General features: G+C 37.8%; 15 protein-coding genes. 14 read left to right on the plus strand and 1 reads right to left on the minus strand.

Annotation, left to right across the window (positions count from 1 at the left end):
- Window position 1: 1 nt before the first annotated feature.
- Genes ICN44_RS12055 through ICN44_RS12120 form a run of 14 tightly spaced genes read left to right on the plus strand, consistent with a single transcriptional unit; the run spans window position 2 to window position 15532 of the window.
- On the plus strand, window positions 2-856 hold the full coding sequence (locus tag ICN44_RS12055) for a hypothetical protein (protein ID WP_216264166.1): 855 nt from the start codon (window positions 2-4) through the stop codon (window positions 854-856).
- A 10-nt stretch (window positions 857-866) separates the two neighbouring features.
- Window positions 867-1673, plus strand: coding sequence for an ABC transporter permease (locus tag ICN44_RS12060; protein WP_216264167.1), 807 nt, complete (start codon window positions 867-869; stop codon window positions 1671-1673).
- The gene (locus ICN44_RS12065) at window positions 1664-3274 is read left to right on the plus strand and encodes an ATP-binding cassette domain-containing protein (RefSeq protein WP_216264168.1); all 1611 of its coding nucleotides are present in this window, start codon (window positions 1664-1666) and stop codon (window positions 3272-3274) included. Before ICN44_RS12060 ends, ICN44_RS12065 begins: the two co-directional genes overlap by 10 nt.
- Window positions 3275-3301: 27 nt before the next feature.
- A complete protein-coding gene (locus ICN44_RS12070; protein WP_216264169.1) occupies window positions 3302-4492 on the plus strand; it encodes a glycosyltransferase family 2 protein in 1191 nt (396 codons plus the stop codon).
- Window positions 4479-5549: a hypothetical protein gene (locus ICN44_RS12075; RefSeq protein WP_216264170.1), complete on the plus strand. Its 1071-nt coding sequence runs from the start codon at window positions 4479-4481 to the stop codon at window positions 5547-5549. The genes ICN44_RS12070 and ICN44_RS12075 overlap by 14 nt, the downstream gene beginning before the upstream one ends.
- 1 nt (window position 5550) lies before the next feature.
- On the plus strand, window positions 5551-6603 hold the full coding sequence (locus tag ICN44_RS12080; RefSeq protein ID WP_216264171.1) for a hypothetical protein: 1053 nt from the start codon (window positions 5551-5553) through the stop codon (window positions 6601-6603).
- A gap of 18 nt (window positions 6604-6621) precedes the next feature.
- Window positions 6622-9039 carry a glycosyltransferase gene (locus ICN44_RS12085; protein WP_216264172.1) on the plus strand — a complete coding sequence of 806 codons (2418 nt, stop codon included), beginning with the start codon at window positions 6622-6624 and terminating at the stop codon, window positions 9037-9039.
- A 9-nt stretch (window positions 9040-9048) separates the two neighbouring features.
- The gene (locus tag ICN44_RS12090) at window positions 9049-9978 is read left to right on the plus strand and encodes a CmcI family methyltransferase (protein WP_216264173.1); all 930 of its coding nucleotides are present in this window, start codon (window positions 9049-9051) and stop codon (window positions 9976-9978) included.
- A gap of 60 nt (window positions 9979-10038) precedes the next feature.
- A complete protein-coding gene (locus tag ICN44_RS12095) occupies window positions 10039-11055 on the plus strand; it encodes a putative sugar O-methyltransferase (protein WP_216264174.1) in 1017 nt (338 codons plus the stop codon).
- A 5-nt stretch (window positions 11056-11060) separates the two neighbouring features.
- The gene (gene rfbF, locus ICN44_RS12100) at window positions 11061-11828 is read left to right on the plus strand and encodes a glucose-1-phosphate cytidylyltransferase (RefSeq protein ID WP_216264175.1); all 768 of its coding nucleotides are present in this window, start codon (window positions 11061-11063) and stop codon (window positions 11826-11828) included.
- A 2-nt stretch (window positions 11829-11830) separates the two neighbouring features.
- Entirely contained in the window at window positions 11831-12913 is a 1083-nt protein-coding gene (gene rfbG, locus ICN44_RS12105) for a CDP-glucose 4,6-dehydratase (RefSeq protein WP_216264180.1), read from the plus strand.
- A complete protein-coding gene (locus ICN44_RS12110; RefSeq protein WP_216264176.1) occupies window positions 12910-13461 on the plus strand; it encodes a dTDP-4-dehydrorhamnose 3,5-epimerase family protein in 552 nt (183 codons plus the stop codon). The genes rfbG and ICN44_RS12110 overlap by 4 nt, the downstream gene beginning before the upstream one ends.
- Window positions 13458-14681, plus strand: coding sequence for a class I SAM-dependent methyltransferase (locus tag ICN44_RS12115; protein WP_216264177.1), 1224 nt, complete (start codon window positions 13458-13460; stop codon window positions 14679-14681). Before ICN44_RS12110 ends, ICN44_RS12115 begins: the two co-directional genes overlap by 4 nt.
- Before the next feature lie 5 nt (window positions 14682-14686).
- Window positions 14687-15532 carry an NAD(P)-dependent oxidoreductase gene (locus ICN44_RS12120; protein ID WP_255537619.1) on the plus strand — a complete coding sequence of 282 codons (846 nt, stop codon included), beginning with the start codon at window positions 14687-14689 and terminating at the stop codon, window positions 15530-15532.
- Between the two features lie 235 nt (window positions 15533-15767).
- Here the strand turns inward: ICN44_RS12120 and ICN44_RS12125 are convergent.
- Window positions 15768-15880: integrase core domain-containing protein (locus ICN44_RS12125; protein ID WP_216262962.1), on the minus strand; the 113-nt coding region annotated here is incomplete at its 5' end.

A 15880-nucleotide genomic window follows, 5' to 3' on the forward strand; every position in this document is an offset into this window, starting at 1 on the left:
CATGAATAATCAGAGGGGCGAAGTTAAGAAAATCTGCGTAGTACATCTTGTTAGAAAAAAAAATGAATTAGCTGTTTTTGAACGATTTATAAACTCATATAAATTTTTTGATGCGGGGATAGACCACGATTTGATAATAATTTATAAGGGATTTAAAGCAGAATTTGATATTTTTCCATATGAAGAAAAAATCATTGATACAAAACACAAAATTTATAAGTGCTCTGATATTGGATATGATTTAAAGGCCTATTCTTCATGCTTTAAAAAATTCAAGAATAACTATGAATACTTTTGTTTTTTAAATTCCTTTAGTGAGCTCAATGGCGAAAATTGGTTGAGAAAACTTTGGATGCCATTTAATGATAAGGGGGTGGGATTGGTTGGCGCCACAGGTTCTTATGGGACTATGGTTCCAAAATATCAAGCTCCATCATCCAATCTAGCTACGTGGAAGAAAGTATTAAGGCCTATATTATTACCCCTTTTAATTCGATTTAAAGAATTATCATTTGATGGGTTTCCAAATCCACATATTCGGACTAACGGATTTATCATCAGTACAGCAATTTTTAATAAAATAAAATTCCCCTTATTTTTTAGGAAGCTAGAAGCATATAAATTCGAGAGCGGAAGGTTTGGGCTAACCAATCAAGTTAAGTTGTTAGGATTAAAATGCGTAATTGTTGGCAATAATGGAAATTCATATTCAGAAAATAACTGGCTAGAAAGCGAAATATTTTGGAGCTCAAAACAAGAAAATTTGTTAATAAAAGATAATCAAACAAATTATTATGAAAATGCCGATAATGTAACCAAGAAAAAGTTAACTATATCTGCTTGGCATGGTTCCTAAAATATAATCTATGAAAAATAATAAAATTCTATCCAATATGGAATATGCAATAAAAGACATCAAAGAGGGATTTTTGAGTATTCACATATGGCCCATGTTGGGTTGGCTTGAAATAAAGCAGCGCTATCGAAGATCCATCATTGGCCCCTTTTGGTTGACAATTAGCACTGGCGTAATGATTGGTTGCATGGGTCCCTTGTACGGCAGATTATTCAAGACCGACATATCTGGATATTTTGCATACTTTAGCATTAGTTTTATATTGTGGATGTTTATTTCAAATATTATTTCTGATTCGTGCACTATTTTCATTAATTCTGCTGGATATATTCAGCAAATGAAAATGCCTTTTAGCATATATGTTTTAAAAACGGTCTATAAAAATATTATTATATTTTTTCATAATTTTATTATTATCGCTGTAGTATTAATTTTTTACCCCCCCTTAATATCTTGGATAAACTTATTATTTATTGTTGGTGTAATTTTGATTGCATTAAATGCATTTTGGGTTGGGATAATTTTGGGAATGCTCTGTGCAAGGTATAGAGACATACAACAAATAGTGGTGAATGTGATTCAGTTAGCCTTTTTCATGACCCCAATTATTTGGAGGGCAGACATGCTTGGAAAGTATAGCTATGCCGCCAATTTCAATCCTCTCTACCATTTTCTTGAAATAGTGCGTGGGCCATTACTGTACGGACAAGTAAATGCATTATCTTGGGGGGTGGTTGGAATAATTACTATGGGAGGCTATTTATTTATGTTTAAAGCTTTCTCCGCTTACCGATCTAAAATTGCATATTGGATATAAAAATGCATCAAATAATTGCTAAAAATTTAGTAGTTGAATATCCAATATTCGAGTGGGGCGATAGATCTATCAGGAGCTCAATTGTAAATTCAGCTACTGGTGGAAAGTTATTGAGTAGTGGTAACAAGACAATTGCCGTTAGAGCCTTAGACGGTCTAGATTTTAGTATCCAGGAGGGTGATCGGATCGGATTGGTGGGCCATAACGGCTGTGGTAAATCGACTTTATTGAAGGTGTTAGCAGGCGCTCTCCAGCCGAGCTCAGGAGAGTTATTTATAAGTGGAAAAATTGCATCAATGTTAAGCATTTCCGTAGGCTTAGATTCAGAGGCAACGGGGTATGAAAACATCTATATTCGCGGTGCGATTATGGGATTGAAGCCAGCCGAAATTGATATTTTGGTGGAGGATATCTGTTCATTTGCCGATCTAGGGGACTATATAAATCTCCCGATTAGGACTTATTCAAGTGGCATGTGGATGAGACTGGCTTTTGCTATTTCTACCAGTATGCCGGCAGATATTATTTTAATGGATGAGTGGCTTAGCGCTGGGGATTCAACATTCTCAACTAAAGCAAATCATAGAATTCAGAGCTTAGTAGATGGCGCAAAAATTCTTGTAATCGCTTCACATAGCCCCGATCTTATTAGAAGAAGTTGTAATCGAATATTAAGATTAGAGCATGGTCGGATTGTGTCTGAGGTTCCAGGGGGGTACATCTCACGCCCCCAAAAAAAGGCTCAAGTCAAAAATATATTTACCAAGGATTCCCACTCAATCACTTCAGAGTCATCTTTGGAAGACTATGAAGAGGGAGCTGTTGATAATTGGGAAGTTAACAGAGCAATTCCAATGGTTGAGAGACTCGAGAAATGGGCTTTGCTTGGCGATCCTAGTTATGACGAAAACGCATTGACAAGTTGGTCCAAATCAGTTGATTTTTTTCAGACCCCCAAATTTAAATCTGCATACAAAAGAGGAATGAATTCTGGCCATCAAATTCTCCGACCAAGAGGCAGCACTATTGATATAGGATTAAATTGGCGAGTCGCTATTTGTTGCTGGGCTGCAGAATATGCCAAAAAGCTTGAGGGTGATTTTGTTGAATGCGGAACAAATACAGGAATAGATTCATTGGCGGTATGCGAATATATTGACATTAATAAAAGTAAAAAGACCTTTTGGTTGTTTGATACTTTTGAAGGAATTCCAGCTGAACAAATATCTGAAGAAGAGTTGGCAGCGGGACGCCTGGCCGAAAGCAAAGCTAATTACTTTTCATGTTTTGAAATGGTGAAAAATAATTTCAAGAGTTTCCCTGGTGCGATCTTAATTAGAGGGACAGTTCCTGAGTCCCTTAAAACCGTAAATATAGAAAAGGTTGCCTATCTCGCTATTGATATGGGTATCGCTTATCCAGAAAAGGCGGCGCTTGAATATTTTTGGAATAAATTAATCCCAGGGGGTATTGTGGTGCTGGGGGGGTATGGATGGGCCCCTTATCGATCCATTAAAAATGCGATTGATAAGTTTGCAGCTGAAAAAAACTTTGAAGTTATGACCTTGCCGACTGGTCAAGGTTTAATAGTTAAAAACTAAATTTAAATAATGGTCAAAAATTAAACTATGAAATTTTCGATAGTAATTCCTACGAGAAATAGACTGTATTTATTGCGTGAGGCGGTGGAAACCGTAAGACTGCAAAGTTATGATAACTGGGAGTTAATTGTTTTTGATAACGCCTCAGATGATGGGGCTGCAATTACAACATATTTGAATGAGTTAAAAGATGCGAGGATTAAGTACTACAGATCATCAAGGTTCCTATCTGTAACTGACAGTTGGAATAGCGCAATTAATAAAGCCGAGGGGGACTATATCACCCTAATAGGGGATGATGACGGTTTATGCCCAAATTACTTTGAGCATATAAATAAAACTGCTGTGGAAATGAATTTTCCTGAGCTTATCTACAATCCATTCTATCAATTTTGGCACCCCGGTGTTGCGCCGTGGGAATCAAGAGGCCACCTAATTGAAATTAAACATGGATTCTTTTATGAGAACAAAACAAAGCCCTTTCTTCTTGGTCGAAAGGATTCATTGAGGGCCATAAAAGACTCACTTAATTTTGATATTAGTTTTAGCTTTAATAGCCAAGCTTGTGTATATAAAAGGTCACTTTTTAACAAAATAAAGGAAGGTAGTGTTTTTTACCAATCCCCATACCCTGATTTTTATATTGCAAATGTAGCTTTATTTATGTCTGAAGCAACAGCTATTATTCCCCACCCCATAGCAATCGCTGGGGTATCGAAATCTTCTGTTGGATACACTATTTACAATGACCAAGATTCGATTGGCGAGGCTATTTTAAATAACGATTTATTTTCTGATCCAATTTTCAAAAAAAATAAGAATTTAATATTGTCTGGACCTGCTTACAACACAAATTATTTTATAGCCATGAAGTATGTGGAAAAAAGGTTAGTTAATTTTAGGCATAAATTTAATGTGAAAAAATATAGAAGAATTCAATTTTACGAAGCCATAACAAGAATTTTAAGTGGTGAGCAAGTTGAAAGCTGGTGGCCAAAAATGCGTCTACAGATGAGTGTTATTGAAAGATATTGGTGTGCATTAAGCTATAGATTGAGAGACCCCAATTATTATCAATTTAGGGGTAAAGAAAAAATATTAAGTCTAATAAAAAAAGGGGTACACACCTCTGGCTGTGACCCACAGGTTAAGCAATGTGGATTCTTTGAAACCTCTAAGGTAAGTGATATTTATAAATTTCTCAATGAAAAAAAATAATGGCATAGCTGTAGTTTATTTGGCAAGATGCGCTGATGGGCTTGATGCATTTGCTCGCTTCGTCAATAGCTATAAGAACCATCCGGCAGGTATTGATCATAAGCTTGTTATTATTTACAAGGGGTTTGAGTCGTCCGAGAGTCTGGAGCAGGCTAAGCTGATCTTTAAAGACGTGCTTCATGACCAGATATTCTTAGAGGATGTTGGCTTTGATATAGGGTCTTATTTTGAGGCAAGCAAGGTAATTACAAGTGAGTATCTTTGCTTTCTGAACACCCATAGTGAAATTAGTGCTGATGACTGGCTTAAATTAATGATGCAGGCCGCGACCAAGGATGAGATAGGTCTTACGGGGGCAATGGGCTCTTATGAGAGTTTGATGCAATCTTGGAAATTAATTCAAATGTTTTACTGGCTTTTTTACATGAAAGGATACGTATGCCCAGAAAATATTTACGAGTACTATCGTAAATTTACCGAATATCTACCGGTAGGAGATTTAAAAATCTCAAGAGGGCGCGGCCCAATAATGAAATTAAAAAATTACTACCATAATTGGGTACTTGCAAGGGCTGTGTCAAATACATTCAAAGAATTTGAAATGCATTGGCAGCAACTTTTGATGCCGGGAAAAATGTTTGAAGATTTGGCAACTATAGAAAAATTTCCCAACGCACATATCAGATCTAATGGTTTTTTAGTAAAAAATGCGATTCTTAAAAAATTAAATATTTTAAGAATCCAAACTAAGTCGGATGCATGCCTATTTGAAAGTGGTCCACAAAGCATGACGAATGTCATTAAGAATTTAGGGCTTAAGGTTGTTATTGTCGGAAAAAATGGCACGATCTATGATGAGGAAAATTGGTGGGACAGTCACACCTTTAGGCAGGGCGATCAATCTAATTTACTTATAAGTGATAACCATACGCGAGCTTTTATGGATATGGAATGTAAGAATAAATTTCTGCATAACTATTTAACATGGGGAAATTTAGGCGCACACAATCCGCCTGATTTTTGTGAGCTCGGGATTTCTTTTGTCACTAGGGGCTGAAATGACCTCAAGCATAGCTGTAGTTTATTTGGCAAGATGCGCTGATGGGCTTGATGCATTTGCTCGCTTCGTCAATAGTTATAAGAACCATCCGGCAGGTATTGATCATAAGCTTGTTATTATTTACAAGGGGTTTGAGTCGTCCGAGAGTCTGGAGCAGGCTAAGCTGATCTTTAAAGACGTGCTTCATGACCAGATATTCTTAGAGGATGTTGGCTTTGATATAGGGTCTTATTTTGAGGCAAGCAAGGTAATTACAAGTGAGTATCTTTGCTTTCTGAACACCCATAGTGAAATTAGTGCTGATGACTGGCTTAAATTAATGATGCAGGCCGCGACCAAGGATGAGATAGGTCTTACGGGGGCAATGGGCTCTTATGAGAGCATTAAAGATTCAGTAAATTTATACAGATGGATAATTTTGGAGTCTATGGGCGCCAATTTAGAGATCAAAAAGTTTATCGCCATATACTTTGAATATATATTAAGTCGTTACCATAGAAAATGGTATCTCGGCAATATATTTGATGAAATTGAAATGGAGCAGGACAATCGTTTAAAAAGGTTAGTCTTATTTTTAAGAAAAATAGTTTTTCTTCCCGGCTTCTATAGCTCCGGAACGCAGTCAATTTGGTTATCGGCACCTAAATTTGAATCTAATATATTCCCATCCTTTCCAAATCCTCATATCAGGAGCAATGGATTCATTATGAAGGGGCAAATTTTTCGAGGTTTACTTACTCGAAATTTGATAAACAAGGCCGAAGCAAATTTATTTGAAAGTGGCCCACAAAGCATGACGAATGTCATTAAGAATTTAGGGCTTAAGGTTGTTATTGTCGGAAAAAATGGCACGATCTATGATGAGGAAAATTGGTGGGACAGTCACACCTTTAGGCAGGGCGATCAATCTAATTTACTTATAAGTGATAACCATACGCGAGCTTTTATGGATATGTCCGAGCCTTCGAGAGAGTCTCATGAGTGGCTTACCTGGGGAGTTTCTAAAAAAACCAAACGACCAACTATATTCGATTACAAATATAAAATATAATTTACAAAGATTAAAAATATGAAAAAAATTTCCTTTCTAATACCATCAAAAAATAGATTAAATTTACTAGACCATGTAATTAAATCTATACTTATACAACCGTTTTCAAATTATGAAATTATAGTGGTTGATAACTGCTCTTCAGAAAATTATGAAGCTTACGTTAGGGGTTTAAATAATGCGAAAATTACTTATTTTCGACAGAAAAACCCGGTGCCAGTAACTGAAAATTGGCAAAAAGCTCTTTTGCTTGCCTCTGGAGATTATGTATTAATGTTGGGTGACGATGATGCGTTATCCCCAGAATTTTTTAATTTAATTAATCCGCTGTTGGAAAATGAGTCTCCAGATTTAATTTATTTATCCGCATTTCACTATTGCTATCCAGGCGTTATGCCGGGTTGTGATGCGGGATATGTTGCAAGAGTGAAAAGTGAATTTCTTAGAGAAAAAATTACTCCCTTTCATCTTGACTTAGATTACGCAAGAGAGTTATCTGATGCCGTTCTTAATTTTAGGCATCGTTTTAATTTCAACGCTCAGCATTTCTTATTGAGGAAAGGTTTTGTTAATCAGTTTAATGATGCTGGGGGGCTATATCAGAGTCCATATCCTGATTTTTTTGCAGCCATTCTTATCTTTCATTATGCTAAGTCCATATTGGTACTGCCGCAAGAATCAGTAATTATCGGAATTTCACCCAAGTCATTTGGTGCCTATTACTTTTCAAATAGACACAAAGATGGATATAAGTTCCTTCAAAATGAAGAGGTTGATCCAAGCGTACAGGAATTTGTATTAAAAAATGAATTTCCTGGTGATATGAACAATACAAATTGGTTGATTTCTGCGGAAATGGCTAGATGTCACTTGCCTTTTAACAATTCTACCGAAGTGAATATTGAGAGATATAAGGCCATCCAAATCCTTTCTCTTTTGAGGAATAAATTTTGGCATCAATCGCAGGATCAGGCTGAGTTAGATGATATTAAAAATAAGTTGACTGAGTCTGAATCAATGCTCTTTAGTTTCTTGCAAATGGCATTACAAAATATCGTACAGCAAGATAAGAATTTGATAATCCCTATGCTTGAAAAGGTTGAGCAGCAAGTGGCTCAATACCCTGCAGGGTTTTATCAAATGGTGGATATTGGTGCGCACCATAATATAAGTGACTTAATTTTGTGGTTATCTCAGCCTCCAGGGCAAGAAATCATCCTTTCAAAATTTGACAATCACCCTAACACTGGAAGCATTAAAAAGATGGCAAAAATTAAATCGATAGCTGGCAAAACTGTGCGGTCTATTTTTCCAAAAAATGGAGATAGGATTGTTCAGATACTAAAAAGAGGGCCAACCTCAATCCTAGCCAGCATTGGGCGAAAGGTAAAAACGAAATTAACTCCAGAGCCACCTTCAACAGGACATTCGAGTAGTTTGGAGCCAATTTCATTCGACGGTCATGAGCTTCAAATTTCAATTAGAAGGGGAGGGGAGAGATGTGTTTTATCTCCGGGTTTATTTGATGATTTTGATTTCAAAGATGGAGATGAGATTACTATCATTCCTGAGGCCAAGGCTTCAAGCCTATTAAGAACCCCTGAGGGTAATTTACATTTGGTTACAGCTGATGGAACTGGTATACGTGTGCCTTCAAGAGTTGAATTAACGCCATTTAAGGGCTATATGATGCCTGAGCATTTAGTCAGGTTGACGGGTGCTGGGTCTGCAACATTCGATGAATTGGGACAAGGGCATATTAAGAACTATCAGAAATATATGGGAATTGAATCTGGCATGAGTTTTTTAGAGATTGCTAGTGGAATGGCTAGAGATGCATTTCCATTGATTGAGCTTCTTGGGCCAAATGGAAAATATGTTGGAATAGATGTTCAGCGCGAATCAATAGTGTGGTGCCAAAAAAATATTACAAGAAAACATCCTAATTTTGAATTCGTCCATTTCAACGCCTATCATGAGTTACACAACCCCTTTGGCACCAAAACAACAATGGATTATCCATTGCCTGTTGCCGATCGATCTGTAGATCGGATTGGCCTCCAGTCCTTGCTGACTCATATTTTTGAAGATGAAGTTGTGCATTATCTAAAGGAGATTGCTCGTGTTCTTAAGCCAAACGGGGTGGCTTATGTAACCTTTCTTCTATATTCAGAGGAAGTGGTTGCGGCCTCAAGAATTAATGACTGCACTCCATATGGACTTAGATTTGAGCATCAATATGCTGATGGATGTTATATAAACAATCTACAGTACCCTACGGGCGGAGTTGCATTTACAGCCGAAAAAATGAATGAAATGATTAAGAAAGCTGGCCTTAAATTAACAAGACCATTTCTTAGGGGTTACTGGTCTGGCTTTTATGAGAACCCGGATGATGATGGTCAGGATGTAGCTTTATTAACTCCAGACATATGAGAATTATTAATGTCAAGATTTGAATCTAAAGTTTTCTCGGTGCTGAGGCGAATAGTTCCGCAGGTTCGAATGCTATCCGATGAATTTGAGGGCCTCGAAAAGAAAAATATTGCTTTGGAATTGCTGGCTGAATCTCAGCGTAAAGAGATCTCTCGCTTAGAGTTGCTGGCTGAATCTCAGCGTAAAGAGATCTCTCGCTTAGAGTTGCTGTCTGAATCTCAGCGTAAAGAGATCACAAGTTTTTATATGGAGCCGATCAAAAATTCATTTCCCATCCTATATCCGGAATTTTCCAAGGAGGATAGAGAGCTAATTAATAATTTTGGAAAGCTTTATTACGATGCTGGACAAAATAGGGGGTTGCATACCTTTCAAATTTCATGGTTTGGTCATGTTTTATTAAAGTGCCCCCTAGATTTGTGGGTATATCAAGAATTAATCTGCCGAGAGTTGCCTGATTTAATAATTGAAACTGGAACCCATAGAGGCGGATCTGCACTTTATTTAGCCTCGATCTGTTCCATGCTAAATCATGGTCAGGTTATGTCTATTGATATAGATGAAACTTATGTTGATGATTTGCCTAAGCATGAAAGAATTACATATATAACTGGATCTAGCGTTGACTTAAATATAGTTAATAATCTGAAATCGATCGCTAAGGATAAAAATGTATTAGTTATATTAGATAGCGATCACCGTATGGAGCATGTCCTTAATGAATTAATGATTTATAAAGATCTTGTTCCAGTGGGAGGATATTTGATAGTTGAGGATACCAATATAAATGGAAATCCCGCTTATCCTGACTTTGGCCCTGGACCAATGGAGGCCGTAAATGAATTTCTTAAGGATAACGAATCATTTGCAATTGATTTGAGCTGCCAAAGATTTTTATTAACAATGAATCCGCACGGATATCTAAGAAGAATTAAATAAATGTTGAACCGTTTTTTCCAACACTGCAGAAATAGAGCACTCTCAAAGCGAATAGCATTGATGGTTTCAGAAATTAACAATTCTTCGGAAATATATCGCCCTTCTAATTTTTGGAAAAATCTGAATCAGATAAATTCATCCCAGTTATACAAAGATGGATATGAAAATTTTAAGAGAACATTGAATCAAAACTATTTCAATTGGGCTCCAACTACATTTGAAGATAATCAGCTTAAAAATCTACTAGAAATTTGGAATGCAAATCGGGCTGTAGATCCTTTCATGACATCGATTGATGAAGATCATGAAATGTGGAATATGTTTGGTCAAAATCTACTGGAAAATAAAGAGAAGGCAGCGATATATTCTTTTTTTGTAGGATTATTGTGGTGGTATGCAAGCCTAGATGATCCGCTAGGCCTAACAAATAAGCTTAGAGAGCCGGTGATAGGGAACCCGATTCCTGTTAATTTTGGCAAGAATTTGATCTCACAGGATTTAGCAAATTCTATAATTGAATTTAATACTATCTTTTATCATCTAAATGGGTTTGAAAAAAAACAGTTAGTTGTTGCTGAAATAGGCGCTGGATATGGAAGGCTTGGCTATGTCTTTGAGAGCGCATTAGATTGTAAATATGTCATATTTGATATTCCACCAGCCTTATATATATCGGAAAGATATCTAAAAGAGTCATTTCCCAATAAGAAGATTTTTCATTTTAGAAGCTTTAAAAATTTTAACGAAATAAGAGAGGAATTATTGCAATCTGATATAGCTTTCTTTACACCGAATCAGATTGAATTCTTCCCAAAAGATTATTTTGATATTTCAATTTCTATAAGTGCACTTCATGAGATGAGGTCTGATCAAATTAAGAATTTTATGGCTAAGTTAGATATGCTTACATCAAAAATTATTTATTTAAAAAATTGGACATCTTGGCGTAATGAAGATGATCAAATCAGCATTGATCAAGGCGAATTTTTATTAAGCTCCTCATGGCAATCAGCCTTAGATAGATTGGATCGAATACAAAATTTATTCACTGAAAAATTATTTTTGAAGAGAGTTTGATAAAAATGAAAGCCGTAATACTTGCTGGAGGACTGGGGACTCGTATTAGCGAAGAGTCTCATTTAAAGCCAAAGCCAATGATTGAGATTGGCGGAAAGCCAATTCTTTGGCATATTATGAAAATGTACTCTCATTATGGAATTAATGATTTCATCATCTGCCTTGGGTATAAGGGTTACATAATTAAAGAGTATTTCTCTAATTATTTTCTGCATATGTCTGATGTTACTTTTTGTATGCGAGAAAATAACACTCAAATCCACCAAAAGTATGCTGAACCCTGGAAGGTCACTTTAGTTGACACTGGAGAAGATACTATGACTGGAGGGCGTTTAAAGCGTGTACTTCCTTATGTGGGCGATGAAACTTTTTGCTTTACATATGGAGATGGTGTTTCTGATATTGATATTGCGTCACTAATTTCCAAACATAAATCGCACGGGTTGGCTGCAACGGTTACCTCAATACAGCCCCCCGGCAGATATGGGGCATTAAATATTAATAATGATCTGGTCCTGGACTTTCAAGAAAAGCCTGCTGGAGATGGTGCATGGATAAACGGTGGATTTTTTGTTTTGGAACCATCCGTAATTGATTTAATTGAGGGTGATGAAACAACTTGGGAGCAGGGGCCCTTGAGAAATCTCGCGGCTAACGGACAGCTTGCTGCATATAAGCATGAGGGCTTCTGGCAAGCTATGGATACGCTGCGAGAAAAAAATATTTTAGAAGATTTGTGGCAGTCAGGTAATGCACCGTGGAAGAGTTGGTGACTATGTTTAAGGGTGTTTATGGTGGTCGGAAGATATTGGTTACAGGCCATACGGGCTTTAAGGGTAGCTGGCTTTCATTATGGCTGTCAGCACTAGGGGCAGATGTTGTTGGACTTTCATTGCCTCCAACGACAGACCCTAACCATTGGAATTTACTTAAACTGAATGTTGAATCATATTTTGCGGATATTCGAGATGAAGTTTCGATACGAAATAAAATCCATGCAATTAATCCTGATATGATTTTCCATTTAGCTGCACAACCATTGGTTAGGCGCTCCTACCAGGAACCACTGGAAACTTGGTCAACAAATGTCATGGGCACCGCTAATATCTTGAATGCTGCTCGTGATCTTGATAGCTTAAAAGCGGTTGTGGTTGTTACAACTGATAAGTGCTATGAAAATAAAGAATGGGCGTGGGGATATCGTGAAATTGATCCATTGGGCGGCCATGATCCTTATAGCGCATCTAAAGGTGGCAGCGAACTTGTAGCTGCCAGTTTTCGCAACTCCTTTTTTAATTTACCAACAAGCGCATTAATCGCATCAGCTAGGGCTGGAAATGTCATTGGGGGTGGAGACTGGTCAGAAGATAGATTAATTCCCGACTTAATTCGATCTATTGAGTCAAATAATGCCCTTTATATCAGATCGCCAAATGCAACTCGACCATGGCAGCATGTTTTAGAGTGTCTTTCGGGATATCTTGCTCTAGGGCAGCAATTGTTACAGGGCAACGAATCGTGTGCTGAGGCTTGGAATTTCGGTCCCGAAAGAGATGGTAATCGCCAGGTTAAAGAGGTGCTACAGACAATTAAAAAGCATATTCCAGGTTTTCAGTGGTCGCAATCAGAGGGTCTACAACCTCATGAAGCTCAGCTTTTGCATTTAGATAGCGGCAAGGCTAGAGAAAATTTATCTTGGAAGCCAGTTTGGTCTTTTGAGGAAGGTATCGAAGCGACGGTTAATTGGTATAAGGCGTGGCTGGACAGAAAAGAGCTTATTAGCAAAGCTCAACTAAAGGCTTATTGTGAACTGGCTCGTACGCGTGGTTTGCAATGGGTCTCTGGAGCTTCCATATGAATGTAATGGATACCATTTTAGAGGGCGTTAAAGTTATTGAGGTTATACCCCTGCGGGATGAGCGCGGAGAATTTGCAAGAATCTTCTGTGACGATGAGTTACAAGGGGTTTTAAAGGGAAAAACTATTAAGCAGATTAATCGTTCAATGACCCGTAAGATAGGTGCAGTTCGAGGCATGCATTTCCAAAATGCCCCATATGCTGAGATCAAAATAGTGAGATGTCTGAAAGGTAGGGTATTTGATGTCGCAGTTGATTTAAGAAAAGATTCGGCAACATTTCTAAAGTGGTTTGGTATTGAGCTAAGTCCGCTAAAAAATATTGCATTGGTTATTCCTGAGGGTTGCGCTCATGGATTTCAAGTCTTGGAGAAAGATAGTGAACTATTGTATTTACACACAGCCCCATACACACCTTCGTCTGAGGCTGCTATTCGTTTTGATGAACCCTTGATTCATATTTCCTGGCCAATTACCCCTACTGACCTCTCTCAGAGGGATCTATCCCATCCTTATTTAAATAAAGTCTTTAAAGGAATTTCCATATGAAATGTCGTCATTGCCAAAATAAATTAGAGCATGTATTTCTGGACTTAGGATTTGCGCCTCCATCAAATGATTATCTAAACAAATGTGATTTAAAAGCGCCAGAGAAAACTTTCCCCTTGAAATTATATGTTTGTGATGGTTGTTGGCTAGTTCAAACTGAAGATTATTCACAAGCTAACGAATTATTTTCCAAGGATTACGCATACTTCTCTTCAACATCTAAAAGCTGGTTAGATCATTCGGCTAGGTATGTGGAGAAAATTAGCACGAATTTAGGTCTATCTAAAAATAGTTTTGTAATTGAAGTCGCATCAAACGATGGATATTTGCTAAAGAACTTTGTGGAAGCTGGGGTGCCATGTTTGGGGATTGAGCCAACCGACAGCACGGCTGATGCTGCGGAAAAAATTGGGGTGCCTGTGCTTCGGAAATTTTTTGGTGTCGAGGTTGCAAGAGAATTGGCCTCCTCTGGTAAAAAAGCTGATTTAATATGCGGTAATAATGTTTACGCTCACGTGCCCGATATTAATGATTTTACTGAAGGTCTAAAAATTGCCTTAAAAGAAGACGGGGTTATCAATCTCGAATTTCCACATTTAATGCGTTTGATTGAAAATAATCAATTTGACACTGTTTATCACGAGCATTTCTCATATCTTTCTTTAAGTACCGTGGCAGAAATTTTTTCTTCAGTTGGCCTGAGAATTTTTGATGTAGAGGAAATGCCTACTCATGGTGGAAGTTTGCGTATTTATGGCTGCCATGCTGATGACACAAGGCCAACTATAAAATCCGTCATTGACTTGCTGGCAAATGAAGTGAGGTTTGGGTTGAAGGCTTTAAATGTATATCAATCTTTTCAAACTAAGGCGAATAAAGTAAAAAATGATTTCCTTTTCTTTCTAATTGAGCAAAAGAGATTGGGAAAATCAATAGCAGGTTATGGCGCTGCGGCAAAGGGCAATACTTTAATGAATTATGCTGGCCTTAAAAATGACTTAATTGACTTTGTATGCGATGCTGCGCCATCTAAGCAGAATAAATACATGCCAGGTAGTCATTTGCCAATTCTTCACCCTGCAGAGCTTGCCAATCATAAGCCGGATTGGGTCGTGATCTTCCCATGGAATATTGCAAAAGAGGTACAAGAGCAAGAAAATGTAGCGAAGTGGGGTGGCAAGTTTGTGGTGGCAGTGCCTGAGTTGAGGATTTTTAATTGAGGATTATGGTTACGGGTGCCACTGGTTTCATCGGTCGGCACTTGGTTAAAAAATTGCTGCAGAATGGGCATCAGGTTATTGCTGTTGCTCGGAATCTAGGGCGTGCCAAGGAATTTGAGTGGTTTGATGAGGTCAGCTTTATTCAGGTTGATTTACATCTTAACTATCGCCCAGTAATTGAGGGGCTGGATGGAGTGGATGCTTTAATTCATCTTGCGTGGCCAGGACTTCCAAATTACCAGGGCAGCTTCCATGTTTTTCAGAATCTTATATCGGATCTAGCTTTTCTTAAAGAGGCCATAGAATCGGGGCTATCTCATCTAGTCGTTGCTGGTACTTGTCTCGAGTATGGCTTGCAAACTGGGGCACTTACCGAGGATATGGATACCTACCCCATCACCCCGTATGGTTTTGCGAAGGATTGCTTACGTAAATCTTTGCAGTTTTTCCAGAAAGAGCATACCTTCACTTTGCAATGGATGCGACTATTCTATACGTATGGAGAGGGACAAAGCCCTAAAAGTCTCTTATCTCAATTGGATGCGGCTATTGATGAAAAACGACAGTCTTTTGATATGTCGATAGGAACTCAGCTTAGAGATTATTTGCCAATAGAGTCTGTTGCTGAAAGAATATGTGTTGCTGTGGAGAATTCTACTATCAATGGTGTTATTAATTGTTCAAGTGGATTGCCGATCTCAGTGCTCGATTTGGTCCGCTTGCGATGCCTACAGCGTGCATCAGAGATTCGGTTAAATACTGGACATTACCCTTTGCCAAATTATGAGCCCGTTGAATTTTGGGGGGTTCCAGATAAATTAAATTCATTGCCCTTTGCTGCTGGTATCTAGAGCTTACGTAAGTTAATTCCTTTAGTTTGGATCCCTCTCTTCCAAATAACGCATAACAGTATCAGTTTTGAACCAGCGCCCCATATTCATAATAGTGGCCATGCTAGCTCCGGATTTCAGATTTGAAGTAGAAAACCCCTCTAATTTGTTTGCCGGTCGGTTAAAATGACTATTTAAATTAGTAGGTTAGGCATTACAGTTAGCCTAAACTCCCCTTGGGGTGTAGTATCCCCCGTCAATCCGACATTCCTAAAGTGTTGTTTTCTGCCTGTGCTCGATAGTCTCTAGGCGATATTCTGCCAAGAGAGCTGTGCGGTCTTTCTTCGTTGTAAATCGTGATCCAGTTTT

The sequence above is a fragment of the Polynucleobacter sp. JS-Fieb-80-E5 genome (assembly GCF_018882015.1).
Classification (GTDB): Bacteria; Pseudomonadota; Gammaproteobacteria; order Burkholderiales; family Burkholderiaceae; genus Polynucleobacter.

Excerpts from the sequence above, each read along its gene's own strand:
- ICN44_RS12085 (WP_216264172.1), top strand. The coding sequence starts at position 6,622 with ATGAAAAAAATTTCCTTTCTAATACCATCAAAAAATAGATTAAATTTA.
- ICN44_RS12080 (WP_216264171.1), top strand. The coding sequence starts at position 5,551 with ATGACCTCAAGCATAGCTGTAGTTTATTTGGCAAGATGCGCTGATGGG.
- ICN44_RS12055 (WP_216264166.1), top strand. The coding sequence starts at position 2 with ATGAATAATCAGAGGGGCGAAGTTAAGAAAATCTGCGTAGTACATCTT.
- ICN44_RS12120 (WP_255537619.1), top strand. The coding sequence starts at position 14,687 with ATGGTTACGGGTGCCACTGGTTTCATCGGTCGGCACTTGGTTAAAAAA.
- rfbG (WP_216264180.1), top strand. The coding sequence starts at position 11,831 with ATGTTTAAGGGTGTTTATGGTGGTCGGAAGATATTGGTTACAGGCCAT.
- ICN44_RS12095 (WP_216264174.1), top strand. The coding sequence starts at position 10,039 with ATGGTTTCAGAAATTAACAATTCTTCGGAAATATATCGCCCTTCTAAT.
- ICN44_RS12115 (WP_216264177.1), top strand. The coding sequence starts at position 13,458 with ATGAAATGTCGTCATTGCCAAAATAAATTAGAGCATGTATTTCTGGAC.
- rfbF (WP_216264175.1), top strand. The coding sequence starts at position 11,061 with ATGAAAGCCGTAATACTTGCTGGAGGACTGGGGACTCGTATTAGCGAA.
- ICN44_RS12070 (WP_216264169.1), top strand. The coding sequence starts at position 3,302 with ATGAAATTTTCGATAGTAATTCCTACGAGAAATAGACTGTATTTATTG.
- ICN44_RS12060 (WP_216264167.1), top strand. The coding sequence starts at position 867 with ATGAAAAATAATAAAATTCTATCCAATATGGAATATGCAATAAAAGAC.
- ICN44_RS12075 (WP_216264170.1), top strand. The coding sequence starts at position 4,479 with ATGAAAAAAAATAATGGCATAGCTGTAGTTTATTTGGCAAGATGCGCT.
- ICN44_RS12110 (WP_216264176.1), top strand. The coding sequence starts at position 12,910 with ATGAATGTAATGGATACCATTTTAGAGGGCGTTAAAGTTATTGAGGTT.
- ICN44_RS12090 (WP_216264173.1), top strand. The coding sequence starts at position 9,049 with ATGTCAAGATTTGAATCTAAAGTTTTCTCGGTGCTGAGGCGAATAGTT.